The following is a 16845-nucleotide window of genomic DNA, read 5'->3' on the forward strand; positions in this document are numbered from 1 at the left end:
CCGCCCGGCCCCGGGCGTGCCGCTGCCGCCCGACCGCCCGTTCGACCTGCGCGGCCCCGCCGCGCGCCCGGTAGCGGCCACCGCCGCCCCGGCGCCCACGCCGGCCGCCGTGCCTCTGCCGATCCCGCGCAGCGCCATGCGCATGGCGAGCGCCCAGTCCGCCGGCCTGTTCTTCGCGCCGGCCGAGCCCGAGCTGACGCAGGGCTTCAGCAAGTCCGGTCCGCTGGGCGCGCTGATCGAGCAGAACTTCGTTCCGCTCAAGCCCGACCGCGGCTGACCTTCCACGCGTCGACGGGACGTCGCGGGCCGTTGATTTCCGGCCCCGGCGACCGCAATGTGATCCCGCGATGGGCGGGTCCGCGATGATTCATTCGGTTTTCGAGATGGCGGGCCTCCGGGGCCCGCTTCGGCTTGCCGCCGCCTGGCTGGCGCGCGCCGCGTTGGCGCTCGCGGCGCTGCTGGCGCCGGCCGGCGCCGCCTTCGCCCAGCAGCAGGGCTTCCAGACCATCGCGCCCTACGCGGTGCTGCTCGATTCCGACAGCGGCGCGGTGCTGTTCGAGAAGGCCGCCGACGAGCTGATGACGCCCGCCAGCATGGCGAAGCTGATGACGGTCGAAATCCTGTTCGACCAGATCAAACAGGGCAAGGTGAAGCTCGACGACGAGTTCCCGATCTCGGAGAGCGCGTGGCGGCGGGGCGGCGGACCTTCCGGCGGGTCGTCGATGTTCGCGGTGCTCAACAGCCGCGTGAAGGTGTCCGACCTCATCCAGGGCATCACGGTGATGTCGGGCAACGACGCCGCCATCGCCGTGGCGGAAGGCATCGCCGGCAGCGAGGGCGCGTTCGCCACCCGCATGACGGCGCGGGCGCGCGAGCTGGGGCTGCCGCGCTCCACCTTCACCAACGCCACCGGCATGCCCGAGCCCGACCAGCGGGTGACGGCGCGCGAGCTGGCGCTGCTCGCCAACCACGTCATCCAGACCTATCCGGACCTCTACAAATATTTCGCGCAACGCGAATTCACCTGGAACAAGATTCGCCAGCAGAACCGCAACCCGCTGCTCACCATGGATATCGGCGCGGACGGGCTGAAGACGGGCAATGTCGGCGATTCCGGCTTCGGGCTGGTCGGCTCCGCCGTGCAGAACGGGCAGCGGCTGATCGTCGTCGTCAACGGGCTCAAGACCGTTAAGGATCGCGCCGAGGAGGCGCGGCGCATCCTCAACTGGGGCTTCCGCTCGTTCGAGAGCAAGGAGGTGTTCCCCGCCGGCGCGACGATCGGCGAGGCGCGGGTGTTTGGCGGCGAGCCGTCGTCCGTGCCGCTGGTGGCCAAGGGGCCGGTGCGCATCCTGGTGCCGCGCGGCGCATCCGAGAGGCTGGTCGCCAGGGTCGTTTATGTGGGGCCGCTGCGGCCCCCGGTCGCCGCCGGCGCGCAGGTCGCGCGGCTGAAGATCCAGCGCGGCGACGTGCAGGCGGTCGACATCCCGCTCTACGCCGCCGCCGACGCCGAAACCGGGCAGCTCACGCGCCGCGCCTTCGACGCCGCGAGCGAACTGGCCATCGGCTTCGTGCGCGGCCGCTTCCAGAAATCAGGCTCATGACGCAGGCGCGGCGCGGCCGCTTCGTCACGCTCGAGGGCGGGGAGGGGGCCGGCAAATCCACCCAGATCCGGCGTCTTGCCGCTCGCCTCGCCGAGCGTGGCGTCGCCGTCGTGGCGACGCGCGAGCCCGGCGGCTCGCCGCGCGCCGAGGAGATCCGCGCCGTCATCCTGTCCGGCTCGGCGCGGCGGCTGGGTCCGCTGGCCGAGGCGCTTTTGTTCGCGGCGGCCCGGGCCGACCATCTCGACGTCACCATCCGCCCGGCGCTGGCGCGCGGCGCGTGGGTGGTGTGCGACCGCTTCTTCGATTCCACCCGCGCCTACCAGGGCGCGCGCGGCGGCGTCGACGCCTCCGTGCTGGCGGCGCTCGACCGCATCGTCGTCGGCGAGACGCGCCCGGACCTGACGCTGGTGCTCGATTTGCCGGCCGAGCTGGGCCTCGCCCGCGCCCATGCGCGGCGCGGCGCGGCGGAGCCGGTCGACCGCTTCGAGGCGGAGGACCTGGCGTTCCACGAGGCGCTGCGGCGCGACTTCCTGGCCATCGCGGCGGCGGAACCGGCGCGCTGCGTCGTGGTCGACGCCTCCGGCGGCGAGGACGAGGTGGCGGAAGCGGTGTGGCGCGCCGTCGAGTCCCGCCTTCTGGCTGGGGAGACGGCGTGATGTCGGCGGCCGACGACATCCAGGAGGTCGACCGGCTTCCCGGCCTCCCGCATCCGCGCGAGACGACGGCGCTGATCGGCCAGTCCGCCGCCGAAACGGCGTTCCTCGACGCCTACAAGAGCGGCCGCTTTCCGCACGCCTGGATCCTCGCCGGGCCGGAGGGCGTCGGCAAGGCCACCTTCGCCTACCGCGCGGCGCGGTTCGTGCTCTCGCACCCGGACTTCCGCGCGCCGCAGGTGCAGGCCGCGCGCGACCTCTCCGTCCCCGCCGACGCGCCCTCGGCGCGGCGCATCGTGGCGCAGTCCCACACCAGCCTGTTCGTGCTGAACCGCCGCTGGAACCCCGAGAAGAAGAGACTCCCGACGGAAATCCCGAGCGATCTGGTGCGCAAGGCGGTGTCGTTCTTCGGCTCGACCGCCGGGGAGGGGGGCTGGCGCGTCTGCATCGTCGACAGCGTCGAGGACATGAACGTGACCGGCATGAACTCGCTGCTGAAGGTGGTGGAGGAGCCGCCGGACCGCTCGCTGTTCCTCATCGTCTCGCATTTGCCTGGCCGGCTGCTGCCGACCATCCGCTCGCGCTGCCGCATCGCGCCGTTCCGCGTGCTGACGCCGGCCGAGATCGCGGAGGCGGTGGAGACCGTCGCGCCCGGCGCGTTCGACCCGGCGACGGTCCGGCGCGCCGCCGCCGTGGCCGACGGCTCGGTGCGCGGCGCGTTCAAGCTGCTGGATGAGGACACGCTCGCCATCGTCGAGCACATCCGCGCCGCGCTGGAGCGCCTGCCCACGCTGGACTGGAAGGACGTTCACGCCATCGCCGAGGGGCTGGCCGGCCGGGCCAACGAGGCGGCCTACGACACGGCGATCGAGACCGTGTTCGCCTGGCTCTCCGAGCGGCTGCATGCGCAGGCGGAGGAGGGGCCGGCGCGCCTTGCGCCCCTGGCGGAGGTGTGGGACAAGATCGCCCGCGCCGTCCGCGAAACTGCCAGCTATAATCTGGACCGCAGGGCGCTGGTTCTGACGATCTTCACCGACCTTGCCGATGCGCTCCGCGCCTCGCGCGCCGGGTGAGGACGTTTCCACGATTTTCGAGGCGGTTATGGCTGAAAAGCCCACATTCTACATCACGACCGCGATCTCCTATCCCAACGGCACGCCCCATATCGGGCACGCCTACGAGCTGATCGCCACCGACGCCATCGCGCGCTTCAAGCGCCTCGACGGCTACGACGTCTTCTTCCTGACGGGCACCGACGAGCACGGCCAGAAGATGCTGCAGACGGCGCAGCGCGAGGGCGTGCCGGTGCGCGAGCTGGCCGACCGCAACGCCGGCAATTTCCGCGCCATGGGCGCGGCGCTGAACGCCTCGAACGACGACTTCATCCGCACTACCGAGGAGCGGCACTACCGCACCTGCGCCGAGATCTGGACTCGCATGCGCGAGGCCGGCGACATCTACCTCGCGTCCTACGCCGGCTGGTATTCGGTGCGCGACGAGGCCTACTACGCCGAGAACGAAACGGTGCTCGGCCCGGACGGCGTGCGCCGCGGCCCCACCGGCACGCCGGTCGAGTGGGTGGAGGAGGAGAGCTACTTCTTCCGCCTGTCGGCCTACCAGGACCGGCTGCTGGCGCTCTACGAGAGCCAGCCGGACTTCATCCTCCCGGAGGAGCGCCGCAACGAGATCATGAGCTTCGTGCGCTCGGGGCTGAAGGACCTGTCGGTCAGCCGCACGGCGTTCAGCTGGGGCATCCCGGTGCCGGGCGATCCCAAGCACGTCATGTATGTGTGGGTCGACGCGCTCACCAACTACGTCACCGCCACCGGCTACCCGGACGCGGCGGCGCCGCGCGCCCGCTTCTGGCCGGCCGACGTCCACATCATCGGCAAGGACATCGTCCGCTTCCACACGGTCTACTGGCCGGCCTTCCTGATGTCGGCCAACTGGCCGCTGCCCAAGCGCGTGTTCGGGCACGGCTTCCTGTTCAACCGCGGCGAGAAGATGTCGAAGTCGGTCGGCAACGTCATCGACCCGTTCTCGCTGGCCCAGCATTACGGCGTCGACCAGCTGCGCTACTTCCTGCTGCGCGAGGTGCCGTTCGGGCAGGACGGCAACTATTCGCACGAGGCCATCGTCGCGCGCATCAACGCCGACCTCGCCAACGACCTCGGCAACCTGGCGCAGCGCTCGCTGTCGATGATCGCCAAGAACCTCGAGGGCAGGGTGCCGTCGCCCGGGCCGCTGACGCCGGCGGACGAGGCCATGCTGGCCGCCGCCGACGCGCTGCCGAACAAGGCGAGGGCGGCGATGGACGATTTCGCCCTCCACACCATGCTGGCGGAGCTGTGGCGCGTGGTCGGCGACGCCAACCGCTATTTCGCCTCCGAGGAGCCGTGGGTGAAACGCAAGAGCGATCCGGAGCGTTTCGGCACGGTGCTCTACGTCACCGCCGAAGTGTTGCGCGCCGTCGGCATTCTCGCGCAGCCCGTCATCCCGCAGGCCGCCGGCAAGCTGCTGGACCTGCTCGGCACGTCGCCCAACGCGCGCGACCTCGCGCATGTGGGGCAGGGGCGGCGCATCGCCGCGGGCAGCGTGCTTCCCGCGCCCTCGCCCATCTTCCCGCGCTACGTGGAAGCTGAACAAGACGCGGCAAGCGCCTGAGATCGTAAGAGAAATGCTCGTCGACAGCCACTGCCACCTGGACTTTCCGGACTTCGCGGCGGAGCGCGACGCCGTCGTCGCGCGCGCCCGCGCCGCCGGGGTTCGGGCGATGCTCACCATCTCCACGCACGTGGCGAAGTTCGATCAGGTCCGCGCGCTCGCCGAAACCTATCCCGACGTGCTGTGCACGGTGGGCACGCACCCGCACAACGCCGCCGAGGAGCCGGACGTGACCGCCGACACGCTGGTCGCGCTGGCGCGGCATCCGCGCTGCGTCGGGATCGGCGAGGCGGGGCTCGACTACCACTACGGCTACAGTCCGCGCGACGTGTCTCAGCGCGTGTTCCGGACGCACATCGCGGCGGCGCGCGCAAGCGGACTCCCGCTGGTGATCCACGCCCGCGAGGCCGACGACGACATGATCCGCATCCTGAGCGAGGAGATGGAGCAGGGGCGTTTCGCGGCCGTGCTGCACTGCTTCTCGTCGGGCCCCGAACTGGCGCGGGTGGGCGTCGAGCTGGGGCTGTACGTGTCGTTTTCCGGCATCCTGACGTTCAAGAAGTCCGACGAGCTGCGCGCCATCGCGGCCGACGTGCCGCTCGACCGGCTGCTGGTGGAGACGGACGCGCCGTATCTGGCCCCGCAGAGCTTCAGGGGCAAGCGCAACGAGCCCGCCTATGTCGCTGAAACCAATCGCGTTTTGGCGTGCGTGAAGGGACTCTCGGCGGACGAGATGGCCAACGTGACGACCGACAATTTCTTCCGCCTGTTCAGCAAGGCGCGGGGCCTCGTGCCCGCCGTCACCGGAGCCGCCGCGTGAGCTTCTCGGTGACGCTGCTCGGCTGCGGATCCTCCGGGGGCGTGCCGCGCGTCGGCAGCGGCTGGGGCCGCTGCGACCCCGCCAATCCGCGCAACCGCCGCCGCCGCTGCTCGATCCTGGTCGAGCGCGCCGGGCCGGACGGACGCACCACCGCGCTGGTCGACACCTCGCCGGACCTGCGCGACCAGTTGCTCGACGCCGAGGTCCAGCGCATCGACGCCGTGCTGCTGACGCACGACCACGCCGACCACACGCACGGCATGGACGATCTGCGGCCGATGGTCATCCACATGCGCCGGGTGATGCCGGTGTACATGGACGAGGACACGTCGCGCGATATTCTGCGCAAGTTCGGCTATTGCTTCGAGTCGCCGCCCGGCAGCGACTATCCTCCGATCGCGCGCGAGTTCCGCATCGTGCTGGGCCATGACGTCCACATTGAAGGCCCGGGCGGCACGATCAGCGCCACGCCGATCCGGGTTCATCACGGCCAGCGCGACGCGCTCGGCTTCCGCGTCGGCGGCATGGCCTATACGCCGGACCTCAACGCCATTCCCGACGAGAGCCTGACGGCGCTCCAGGGGCTCGACCTGTGGATCGTCGACGCGCTGCGGCCGACGCCGCACCCGACGCATCTGTCGCTGCCGGAGACGCTGGCGTGGATCGACCGCCTGAAGCCGGCGCGGGCGGTCGTCACCAACCTGCACACCGATCTCGACTACGCCACGCTGAGCCGCGAGCTGCCGCCGAACGTCGTGGCGGCCTATGACGGGCTGACCCTGGACTTCTGACCGCCCCGAGGGCGGACGGATTTGAGTTCCATAATATCTCTTATGCGACTCGTGGACATGCAGAACGGAGTGCGCCCCGCTCCGGGCCGATCCGCGTCGCCGAACGGCGCCTGGCGACGCCGGAGGATCTAGCTCTTGAAAGCTGAGGCGGACTGAAGCTGCCGATGGAGGCGCGCGACGAACGAAAGCTCGCGCTGAACCGAAAGCTCCCGATCGGGCAATGCCGGGTCCGCCGTCGCGCCGGATCGCGGCCGGCTCGCTCGGTGACCGGCAAAGCTATTGCCGGCATCGCGATCCTGGGCATCGGCCTTCGGCCAGACCACTCCTACGCGGGACCGTTCCGCGACCAGCGCCGACGGTCCCGATCCGGATCACGCCGGCGGCTTCGGCCCGGTCGCGCCGGGCCGAAACAGCCTCACTCCGTCGCCGGGCCTTCGTCGCCCGGCTCGCCGTCCGGCGCGTCGCCGTTGGCCGCGTCGTCGCCGAGGTCCTCGTCGCTCGCGCTGCCGTCGTCGGTGATGCGTTCGACCGAGACGACCTTCTCGTCCTCGGCCGTGTCGAACACGATGACGCCCTGCGTGCCGCGTCCCTTGACGCCGATGCCGGCCACCGGGCAGCGGATGAGCTGCCCGCCGTCGGTGACGAGCATGATCTGGTCGCTCTCCTCAACCGGGAACGAGGCGACGAGCGGCCCGTTGCGGTCGTTCACCGCCATGGCGACGATGCCCTTGCCGCCGCGGCCCGTGACGCGGAACTCGTAGGCCGAGGTGCGCTTGCCGTAGCCGTTCTGCGACACGGTGAGGATGACCTGCTCGTTGGCCGAGAGCTCGACGTAGCGCTCCTGGGCGAGGGTGCCCGCGCCGGTGTCGGCCGAAGCCTCCTCGCCCGCCGTCTCGGGCGTCTCGGCGCCCTCCTCCACCGTCTCGCCGCCCATGGCGCGGCGCATGCGGATGAAGGCATAGCGCTCGTCGGGCGTCGCCACGACGTGGCGCAGGATCGCCAGCGAGATGACGACGTCGTCCTTCGCCAGCGCGATGCCGCGCACGCCCGTCGAGTCGCGGCCCTTGAAGACGCGCACGTCGTCGACGCAGAAGCGGATGCACTGGCCGCGCGCCGTCGTCAGCAGGACGTTGTCGTCCTCGCGGCAGATCTGCACGTCGACGATGGCGTCGCCCTCGTCGAGCTTCATGGCGATCTTGCCGGCCTTGTTGACGTTGACGAAGTCGGACAGCTTGTTGCGCCTGACGCCGCCGGACGCGGTGGCGAACATGACGTCGAGCGTCGCCCAGTCGTCCTCGTTCTCCGGCAGCGGCATGATGGTGGTGATGCGCTCGCCGTTCTGCAGCGGCAGGATGTTGACGAGCGCCTTGCCGCGCGCCTGCGGCGCGGTCAGCGGCAGCCGCCAGACCTTTTCCTTGTAGACCTGGCCGCGCGACGAGAAGAACAGCACCGGCGTATGGGTCGAGGCGACGAAGAGCCGGGAGACGAAATCCTGCTCCTTCGTCTGCATGCCCGAGCGGCCCTTGCCGCCGCGCCGCTGCGCCCGGTAGGTCGAGAGCGGCACGCGCTTGATGTAGCCCTCGTGCGAGACGGTGACGACCATGTCCTCGCGCTGGATGAGGTCCTCGTCGTCGACGTCGGAGTCGAAGTCGACGATCACCGTGCGCCGCGGCGTGGCGTGCGCGGCCTTCAGCTCCTCCAGCTCCTGCCGGACGATGCCGAGGATGCGGGCGCGCGAACGCAGGATGTCGAGATAGTCGGCGATCTCGCTGGCGAGCTTGTTCAGCTCGTCGGCGATCTCCTCGCGGCCGAGCGCGGTGAGGCGGGCGAGCCGCAGCTCGAGGATGGCGCGGGCCTGCGCCTCGGACAGGCGGTAGGTGCCGTCCTCGGCGACGCGGTGGCGCGGGTCGTCGATCAGCGCGATCAGCGGCGCGACGTCCATGGCCGGCCAGTCGCGCGTCATCAGCGCCTCGCGCGCCGCGTTGGCGTCCGGCGCGGTGCGGATGGTGTGGATCACCTCGTCGATATTGGCGACGGCAATGGCGAGGCCGACCAGCACGTGGGCGCGGTCGCGGGCCTTGCCGAGCAGATAGCGCGTGCGGCGGCTGACGACTTCCTCGCGGAAGTCGACGAAGGCCTGGATCATGTCCTTGAGGTTGAGAAGCTGCGGCCGCCCGCCGTTCAGCGCCACCATGTTGGCGCCGAAGCTCGACTGCAGCGCCGTGTAGCGCCACAGCTGGTTCAGCACCACGTCGGCCATGGCGTCGCGCTTGATCTCGATGACGATGCGCATGCCGTCGCGGTCGGACTCGTCGCGCAGGTCCGAGATGCCCTCGATCCGCTTCTCGCGCACCAGCTCGGCGATCTTCTCGATCAAGGTCGCCTTGTTGATCTGGTACGGGATCTCCGTGACGATGATCGCCTCGCGATCCTTGCGCGTCTGCTCGATCGCCGTGCGGGCGCGCATGATGATGGAGCCGCGGCCCGTGTGGTAGGCGTTGCGGATGCCGCCCCGGCCCAGGATGGAGCCGCCGGTGGGGAAATCCGGTCCCGGGACGAACTCCATCAGCTCGGCGACGTCGATCTCCGGGTTCTCGATATAGGCGACGCAGCCGTCGATCACCTCGCCGAGATTGTGCGGCGGCACGTTGGTCGCCATGCCGACGGCGATGCCGCCGGCCCCGTTGACGAGCAGGTTCGGGAAGCGCGCCGGCAGCACGCGCGGCTCGTGCTCGGAGCCGTCATAGTTGGGCTGGAAGTCGACCGTGTCCTTGTCGAGGTCCTCGAGCAGGCCCATGGCCGGGCGCGCCAGGCGCACCTCGGTGTAGCGCATGGCCGCCGCCGGGTCGCCGTCGACCGAGCCGAAATTGCCCTGCCCGTCCACCAGCGGCAGGCGCATCGAGAAGTCCTGCGCCATGCGCACCAGCGCGTCGTAGATCGACTGGTCGCCGTGCGGGTGGTACTTACCGATGACGTCGCCGACCACGCGGGCGGACTTGCGGTACGGCCGGTCCGGGAAATAGCCGTTCTCGTTCATCGAGTAGAGAATGCGGCGATGAACGGGCTTGAGGCCGTCGCGAGCGTCCGGCAGGGCGCGCGACACGATCACGCTCATGGCGTAATCGAGATAGCTGCGCTTCATCTCGTCGGTGATGGAGACGGGACGGATGTCCTGCCCCTCGCCGCCGCCCGCGGGGCCCTTTGTATCGTCGTCGGCCAAAATGCTCGTCCGGTGCTGTTTTCGGTGCCTCCTCATACGCGATTCCGAGCCGGAACGCCACCCTTTACCGAACGAAATTCTTGCGTGATTTCAGTTACTTGCAATGATGTCCGAATTGCGGCGCGCGGCAGCGGGAGACAGCCCGCCCGGCGCTGCGGCTTCGGGGTTCATGAACTCCTTATTCAATGCAGCGAAACGATTTAAGGGCGACCAGATGATCCAGCATGGCTCTCCACCGTTTCTGGAGTGCTCGTCGCGTGGGGACAGGCGATTCTCCGCGCTCTATGCCGAGGTCAACGGACGCTCCATCGAGGTCCAGTACCAGTCGGCCAAGGTCTTCGCCGACGGCTCGACCGGCCTCCCCTGGCGGAAGGCGAAAGGCCGGCGAGCCGTGAATGCCGAGGAGGTCGCCGCCCTGTATTTGCGCCTGTGGGACCAGTACATCGACGAGAACCCTCACCTTCTGGAAATCCTTCGGCAAGCGTCGGGTCTCTCCGATCAGTTCGGCCAGCCGGGCCGCGTGTGCCAGGCCACCGAGTTGTGGCGCATCCGAAATTCTCGCTGAGTTCGGCCGCCCGAGCGCTCCGGCCCTCCCTCGCCGCCCTCGCCTGTCGACGCTCGCCACGGCTCTTTCCTAGTTTAGAAAACCTATAAACTATTGTTTTTGCGAGGTTTTTTGTTGACCGGCCGCGCCGCAACCGCCACAAGGGCGCGTCGAAACCATCCTGGCGGGGCCTTGAACCCCGTGTCCCGGAGATTGAAATGAAGCTGTCGAAGTCCTTCGCCCTCGCCGCCGCCGCGCTCGGGTTGGCCGGCGCGGTGCCCGCCATGGCCGCCGAGGTCAACGTCTACACCTCGCGCGAGCCGGACCTCATCAAGCCCGTGTTCGAGGCCTTCACCAAGGCCACCGGCGTCAAGGTCAACGCCGTGTTCCTGCAGAACGGGCTCGAGGAGCGCGTCAGGGCCGAGGGGCAGAATTCGCCGGCCGACGTCATCGTGCTGGTCGACGCCGCGCGGCTCGTCAACGCCGCCGACATGGGCATCACGCAGAACGTCTCCTCGCCCACGCTGACCGCCAACGTGCCCGCGCAGCTGCGCGACCCGAACGGCGCGTGGTTCGCCACGACGCTGCGCTCGCGCGTCGTCTACGCCTCGAAGGAGCGGGTGAAGCAGGACGCCATCACCTACGAGGAGCTCGCCGATCCCAAGTGGAAGGGCCGCGTCTGCATCCGCTCCGGCCAGCACCCCTACAACGTGTCGCTGATCGCCGCGATGGTCACCCGCCACGGCGCTGAGAAGACCGCCGAGTGGCTGAAGGGCGTCAAGGCCAACCTCGCCAAGAAGCCCTCGGGCGGCGACCGCGAGGTCGCCAAGGACATCCTCGCGGGCGTCTGCGACATCGGCGTCGGCAACACCTATTATGTCGGCCTGCTGCGCAACGATCCGGACGCCGGGCAGCGCGCCTGGGGCGAGGCCGTGAAGGTGCTCGACTCCTCGTTCGCCGGCGGCGGCGCCCACGTCAACATCTCCGGCGCGGCGGTGGCGAAGTACGCGCCGCACAAGGCCGAGGCCGTGCAGTTCATCGAGTTCATGACCTCCGACGCCGCCCAGAAGCTCGTCGCCGACGTGAACTACGAGTACCCGGTCCGCGCCAGCGTGCCGGACGGCAACACCGAGAAGCTGTTCGGCCCGATCAAGCCGGATTCGCTGTCGCTCGCCGACATCGCCCGCAACCGCAAGACGGCGAGCGAGCTCGTCGACCGCGTCGGGTTCGACAACTGAGCTCCCTGCCCGCTCCGGCCCCCCGCGGCCCCGCGACGCCCGGCGTTTTACGCGCCGGGCGCTCGTCGTCGAGCGCCACGCTGCGGCGGCTGGCCGTTGGCGCGGCGCTCGCCGCCGCGCTGGTCGCGGCGCCATTGGTGTCGCTCGCCCTCATCGCGCTGGGCGGCGACGCGTCGACGCTGGAGCACGTGGCGCGCAACGTGCTGCCGGACGCGATGGCGCAGACGGCGATGCTGCTGGCCGGCGTCGCCGTGCTGGTCTCGGTGGTCGGCGTCGGCACGGCGTGGCTGGTGACGGCCTACCGCTTCCCCGGCCGCGGCGCGCTCGCCATGGCGCTGATCCTGCCGCTCGCCATGCCGGCCTACATCGTCGCCTATGTCTACGTGGAGATCCTGGAGCCGCTCGGCCCGGTGCAGGGCGGCCTGCGGGCGCTGTTCGGATGGCGCTCGCGCGCCGACTACTGGTTCCCGGAGATCCGCTCGCTGCCCGGCGCGGTGCTCGTGCTCGGCTTCGTGCTCTACCCCTATGTCTACATGACCGCACGAGCGCTGTTTTCGGTGCAGAGCGCCAACCTCATCGAGGTGGCGCGCACGCTCGGCGCGCGCCCGTGGGAACTGTTCCGCGCCGTGGCGCTGCCCCTCGCCCGCCCCGCTCTGGCGCTCGGCCTGTCGCTGGCGCTGCTGGAGACGCTGAACGACATCGGCGCGTCGGAATATCTCGGCGTGCGCACGCTGACCGTCTCGATCTACACGACGTGGGTGAACCGCAACAGCCTCGAGGGCGCGGCGCAGATCGCCTGCGTGATGCTGGCGGTCGTCGCCGTCATCCTCTGGCTGGAGCGCCGGGCGCGCGGCGCGCGCGGCTTCACAGCCTCGGTGAAGCGCCCGCGCCAGGCGACGCCGCTGGCGCTCTCCGGCGGCGCGGGCTTCGCGGCCGCGTTGGCCTGCGCGCTGCCGGTGGTCGTCGGCTTCGCCATCCCCGCCGCGCTGCTGGTGCGCGAGGCGGTGTCGCGCACGCTGCGCAAGGGCGTCCCGGCCGAATTCTGGCACGCGCTCGGCCTCACCCTCGCCTACGCGGCGGCGGCGACGTGCCTGGTGCTCGTGCTCGGCGCGGTGGTGGCCGCCGCCGTGCGGATGGTGCGCGGGCGCAAGGTGGCGGCGCTCGCCCGCGTGGCGTCGCTGGGCTACGCCATGCCGGGCACGGTGCTCGCCGTGGGGCTGCTGACGCCGCTCGCCACCGTCGACAACGCGCTCGCCAACGCGATCCGCGCGATGACCGGCGTGTCGCCGGGCCTCATCCTCACCGGGTCCGGGGCGGCGGTGGTCGTCGCCTACACCGTACGCTTCCTCGGCATCGCCGCCGGCGGCATCGAGAGCGGCATGAGCCGCATTTCCACCCACATGGACGACGCGGCGCGGACGCTGGGCCGGCGGCCCGGCGAGATCTTGCGGCTGATCCACCTGCCCCTCGCCCGCCCGGCGCTGGCCTCGGCGGCGCTGCTCGTCTTCGTCGACGCCATGAAGGAGCTGCCGGCGACGCTGCTGCTGCGTCCGCTCAACGCCGACACGCTGGCGACCGCCGTCTACGCGCAGGCGGCGCGCGGCGTGTTCGAGGACGGCGCGCTGGCCGCGCTGGCCATCGTCCTCGCCGGCCTCGCGCCGGTGCTGCTGATGCTGCGCCTCTCCGCGCCCGGCGGCCAGCGCGGGCCGGCCGAGCCCGCCGAAGCCTTCGCGCTGGAGGACCCGTCCGGGCTCGCGCCGCGCTGAGCGTCAGAACGTGCGCAGGAGCTGCACCGTCCCCTGCCAGGCGTTCGACGAGGTTTCCAGCTTCAGCCCGTCCAGCGCCGGGGTCGGCACGCTGCTGGAGATGCGGCCCCACATCACCTCGCCCGTGATCGAGAAGTCGTCGAAGGGCGCGAAGGTGAGGTCGGAGCCGATGCGCAGCTCGTTGAACTTGCGCACGAAGGGCCGCGCCGGCAGGTCGGCGCGCGGGTCGAACGTCGCCCACGAGCTGAACAGGCTGACGTTCCACGTGTCGTTGAGATCGTGCGACCAGCCGCCCGTGATCGCCGCGCCGCGGCTGGGGATCAGCCGGCCCCCGATCGTGGTGACGGAGTCGGCGACCGCGAAGCCGAGATTGCCGATCAGCGCGGCGCGGCCGAAGCCGAGATAGGTGGAGGCGCCCCACGCCCCCACGCCCTGCAGCCAGATCTCGTCGTCGTCGCCGGTCCACGGCGTGTTGAGGTTGAGGCCGACCATCGCCGCCCCGCCCCACGCGCCACCGCCCGCGCCCAGCGGCGAGCGCACCTGGTGAAGCGCCCCCGCCACGATGGCGGAGCCCCAGTCCCGGTCCAGCTGCAGGGCGGTCACCGGGTCCGGCCAGATCGTGCCGGCCGGCTGCGGAATGGCGTCGAGGACGATGGAGTTGCCCGGGTCCGGGATACCGGTGGGCTTTTCCGTCGCCCCCATCTCCATCGACACCGAGAAGGTGAAACCGTTGCCGAAGGTGGTCTTGTAGCGGGCGATGGTGGCCGACAGCGCCGGCCCGCGCAGCGTGCCGATGTTCAGGGCATTGTTGTAGAAGTTGAACACGGAGTCGGCGTAGCCGAAGGTCAGCGTGTTCCAGGTGATGAAGGCGTAGTCGACGTCGACCGAGGTCGAGGGTCCCTGCAGCGTGGTCAGGCCGCTGCTGTAGGTCACCGGCAGGCGCACGAAAGCCCGCAGGTCGCCGAACTCGGTGGTGGTGAGGCTGTCGATGGCGATGCGGCCGATCACGCTCGAGCTGAGCGCGTTGGTGCGCCGCGAATAGGCCTGGTTGACCTGGCCGTCGACCTCGATCTCGCCGCCGATGGCGAGGCAGCTGTCCCAGCCCGGCACGCGGAAATAATTCGACCGGTCGAGGCTCTTCGTCGACTTCGCGCCTTTCCCCGATCCCTTGCCGGACGCGCTGGCGGAGCCCTTGCCTGACGCTTTCGCGGCGCTCGGGCCGGAGTCCGAGTCGTCGTCGGAATCGTCGTCGTCGGAATCGTCGGCGGCGGCGGGCGCGCACAGCGCCAGGAAGCTCGCCGGCCGCGCCTTGCCGGCGGGCAGGTCGCCGGCCCGCGCCGACCAGGCCGGCAGCACGGCGGGCAGAAGAAGAAGCCCCCAGGCGATCCGTCTCACCCCGACCTCCCCTCCCCGTCGACGACCTCGAGCGCCAGCTCGAACGTCATCAGCACGGGGTTGTCGCCGCGCTTCAGCCGCCCGCGCGCGATGCCGCCCTTGTAGTCGACGAGGCCGACGTCGATGGTCGCGATGGGGCGTCCGTCCGCGCCCGGCCGGATGTCGCCGTCCACGATATAGACCTCGGTAGCGAAGTTCTCGACGACCCGCCCGTCCTCGAAACGCGCGCCGATGGTGCTGCCGACACCGCCGCGAATGCGGGCGGCGCGGATGCCGCGCGCGGCGCAGAACGCCTCCAGCGCGCCGAACAGGTCCTGGTTGGGCCGCATCCGCAGCGCCAGCGCGCGCGTCCCCTCGCCCGAAGGGGCTGGGCCGCCCAAAGGCGCGGGCTCGAACAGCTTGAAATTGGTCTCGGGGTCCTGCACGGCGCAAAAGCCCGCGCCGGCGAGGCCCAGCGCCGTCACCCGTGCCCGCTCGGCCACCACCGTTTCGCCGGGCATCAGGTGGCCGCCATTGACGCGCCCATCGGACTCCGCCCACAGCGCATGGCAGTGGAAGAACGCGCCGCCGTCGCGCTCGCCGAAAGTCAGCGCGCCCCGCTCCAGGCGCGTCACGCCGGCCGGGCGGAACACCTCGCTGTAGAACGCGGCGTTCTCCCCGGTCGTCGACAGCGCCGGCATCACATAGGCGAAGGGAGACAGGGCGACCGCGCCCAGCTCCACCACGCCGGCGGAGAACCCGTGCGCGGCGAGCCCCTCGCGCACCGCCTCGACGAGAAGCCGGCCGGGTTCAAGGTCGAACGCGATGTCGCGCCCGCGCGCCTCGACGGCGACGATGCGCTCGGCCGCGGCCGGGCCGGGCTGCCTGATCGTCCTCTGCGAGGGAGACTGGGGCGAAGGTGAAACGGTCGACGTCATCAGCGGGTCCGATCGGAATGCGGGGGGCGCGGAACGGCCCGCCGGCCGCCCACGCCCCTGCTCTACCCGAAATCGCCCCGGGCTTGCCAGCGCCGCGCCGCTCACTCGACGAGGGTCCAGCCCTTGTCCGGATCGTAGAGGCGCATGACCGCGCCGATCTTCGCCGTGTTCGGCCCGAGATTGCGCTGGTAGACGCGGCCCTGCTGGTTGCAGATGAAGGTCATCACCCCCGTCTTGCCCCACTGCGCCGGATAGGCGACGAGGGCGAAGCCGGCGATCATCCTGCCGTTGATGACATAGTCGTACGCGCCGCCGGGGGCGGAGCGCGCCTGCCCCTTGAGGATGCGGAAGTAGTAGCCCTGGTAGGGCGCGGGCCCCGACTGCCCTCCGCGCGCGCGCATCGCCTCGTTGTAGCGGTCGTCGAGCGGGCTGAGGTCGTTCTGCGTCGCCGGCGGCCAGTACAGGCCATCGCGCCGTCCCGGCGAGCTGACGATGCGCATGGCGTAGGACTGCACCTCGTCGCCGTCCGGGTCCATCCGGTAGTACTCGCGCTGCGCCTGGACGTAGGCGCGGCAGGATTCGATGGCGCTCAGCTCGTTCAGGCCGATGCGCCGGTTCTCGATCTCCTCGCGGCCGGCCGCGAGGTCGAACACCCACGCGTCGCCCCGCTTCACGATGGGCACGGGGAAGTCGTAGCCCCTGGCGCCGAGGCGCAGCGTGCGCGCCGTGTCCGACTTCGCCGCCAGCGTATTGGACTCCGCCGCGGCGGCGTTGAAGGCGGCGAGGTTGCGCGCGTTCTCGTCGGGGTCGCGGTCAGCCAGAACCTTGGCGGCCCCGGGGCCGAAGATGCGGTCGACGAACCCGGGCGTCTTCGCCTTGGCCGCCTCGATCAGCGCCTGCGCCGCCGCCTCCGGCGTCGGGAAGCGCTCCTGCGCCCCGGCGGGCGAGCACGCCGCGAAGCCGAGCGCCGCCAGCGCGGCGAAAGCGCGGACCCCGGCGCGGACTTGGGCGCGGAAGTGAAATGTCGTCGCGTTCATGTGGGAAGCTCCCAGAAGATCCGTCGAAAGCGGGGGGGCGTCGCGCCCCCGCGCCGGGAAGCCGTCGCGCGCTCAGCGCCTGCCGCCGCCACGACCGCCGCCGCCGCCGCCACGCCCACCGCCACCACCCAGGGCGGGACGCGCCCCGCCGGCCGGGCGGGCCATGCCGCCTCCCATGCCGCCTCCGCCGGGGCGCGGC

General features: G+C 70.8%; 13 protein-coding genes and 1 pseudogene. 10 read left to right on the forward strand and 4 right to left on the reverse strand.

The features are described from left to right. From NK718_RS21540 to NK718_RS21570, 7 genes and pseudogenes are all read left to right on the forward strand, one after another. Positions 1 to 277: pseudogene (locus tag NK718_RS21540) on the forward strand (hypothetical protein); the annotation flags it as partial. A 106-nt stretch (positions 278 to 383) separates the two neighbouring features. Further along, entirely contained in the window at positions 384 to 1601 is a 1218-nt protein-coding gene (locus tag NK718_RS21545) for a D-alanyl-D-alanine carboxypeptidase family protein (protein WP_254746693.1), read from the forward strand. Continuing rightward, a complete protein-coding gene (gene tmk, locus NK718_RS21550; RefSeq protein ID WP_254746640.1) occupies positions 1598 to 2257 on the forward strand; it encodes a dTMP kinase in 660 nt (219 codons plus the stop codon). Before NK718_RS21545 ends, tmk begins: the two co-directional genes overlap by 4 nt. Continuing rightward, positions 2257 to 3327, forward strand: coding sequence for a DNA polymerase III subunit delta' (locus tag NK718_RS21555; RefSeq protein ID WP_254746643.1), 1071 nt, complete (start codon positions 2257 to 2259; stop codon positions 3325 to 3327). Before tmk ends, NK718_RS21555 begins: the two co-directional genes overlap by 1 nt. Positions 3328 to 3355: 28 nt before the next feature. Then, positions 3356 to 4918, forward strand: coding sequence for a methionine--tRNA ligase (gene metG, locus NK718_RS21560; RefSeq protein ID WP_254746646.1), 1563 nt, complete (start codon positions 3356 to 3358; stop codon positions 4916 to 4918). Between the two features lie 13 nt (positions 4919 to 4931). Continuing rightward, positions 4932 to 5738 (forward strand): TatD family hydrolase, encoded by an 807-nt coding sequence (locus tag NK718_RS21565; protein WP_254746649.1) that lies wholly within the window; start codon positions 4932 to 4934, stop codon positions 5736 to 5738. Next, positions 5735 to 6529 (forward strand): MBL fold metallo-hydrolase, encoded by a 795-nt coding sequence (locus NK718_RS21570; RefSeq protein WP_254746652.1) that lies wholly within the window; start codon positions 5735 to 5737, stop codon positions 6527 to 6529. The genes NK718_RS21565 and NK718_RS21570 overlap by 4 nt, the downstream gene beginning before the upstream one ends. A 415-nt stretch (positions 6530 to 6944) precedes the next feature. On the opposite strand, the gene gyrA is transcribed toward NK718_RS21570, so the two are convergent. Further along, entirely contained in the window at positions 6945 to 9749 is a 2805-nt protein-coding gene (gene gyrA / locus NK718_RS21575; RefSeq protein WP_254746655.1) for a DNA gyrase subunit A, read from the reverse strand. Between the two features lie 103 nt (positions 9750 to 9852). Here gyrA and NK718_RS21580 point away from each other — a divergent pair, with 103 nt between their 5' ends. From NK718_RS21580 to NK718_RS21590, 3 genes are all read left to right on the forward strand, one after another. Beyond that, complete coding sequence (locus NK718_RS21580) at positions 9853 to 10314, forward strand: hypothetical protein (RefSeq protein WP_254746658.1); 462 nt, start codon at positions 9853 to 9855, stop codon at positions 10312 to 10314. A 197-nt stretch (positions 10315 to 10511) separates the two neighbouring features. After that, the gene (locus NK718_RS21585) at positions 10512 to 11531 is read left to right on the forward strand and encodes a Fe(3+) ABC transporter substrate-binding protein (protein ID WP_254746661.1); all 1020 of its coding nucleotides are present in this window, start codon (positions 10512 to 10514) and stop codon (positions 11529 to 11531) included. A gap of 137 nt (positions 11532 to 11668) precedes the next feature. After that, entirely contained in the window at positions 11669 to 13297 is a 1629-nt protein-coding gene (locus NK718_RS21590) for an ABC transporter permease (protein WP_254746664.1), read from the forward strand. Between the two features lie 3 nt (positions 13298 to 13300). Here NK718_RS21590 and NK718_RS21595 read toward each other — a convergent pair whose 3' ends face one another. The 3 genes from NK718_RS21595 to NK718_RS21605 form a co-directional block, all read right to left on the reverse strand. Continuing rightward, complete coding sequence (locus tag NK718_RS21595) at positions 13301 to 14692, reverse strand: porin (protein WP_254746667.1); 1392 nt, start codon at positions 14690 to 14692, stop codon at positions 13301 to 13303. Beyond that, positions 14689 to 15609, reverse strand: coding sequence for a PCC domain-containing protein (locus tag NK718_RS21600; protein ID WP_254746670.1), 921 nt, complete (start codon positions 15607 to 15609; stop codon positions 14689 to 14691). The genes NK718_RS21595 and NK718_RS21600 overlap by 4 nt, the downstream gene beginning before the upstream one ends. Before the next feature lie 101 nt (positions 15610 to 15710). Next, positions 15711 to 16646: a DUF2950 domain-containing protein gene (locus tag NK718_RS21605; RefSeq protein WP_254746673.1), complete on the reverse strand. Its 936-nt coding sequence runs from the start codon at positions 16644 to 16646 to the stop codon at positions 15711 to 15713. Positions 16647 to 16845 lie beyond the last annotated feature (199 nt).

The organism is Alsobacter ponti (assembly GCF_024294805.1).
Taxonomy (GTDB): domain Bacteria; phylum Pseudomonadota; class Alphaproteobacteria; order Rhizobiales; family Beijerinckiaceae; genus Alsobacter; species Alsobacter ponti.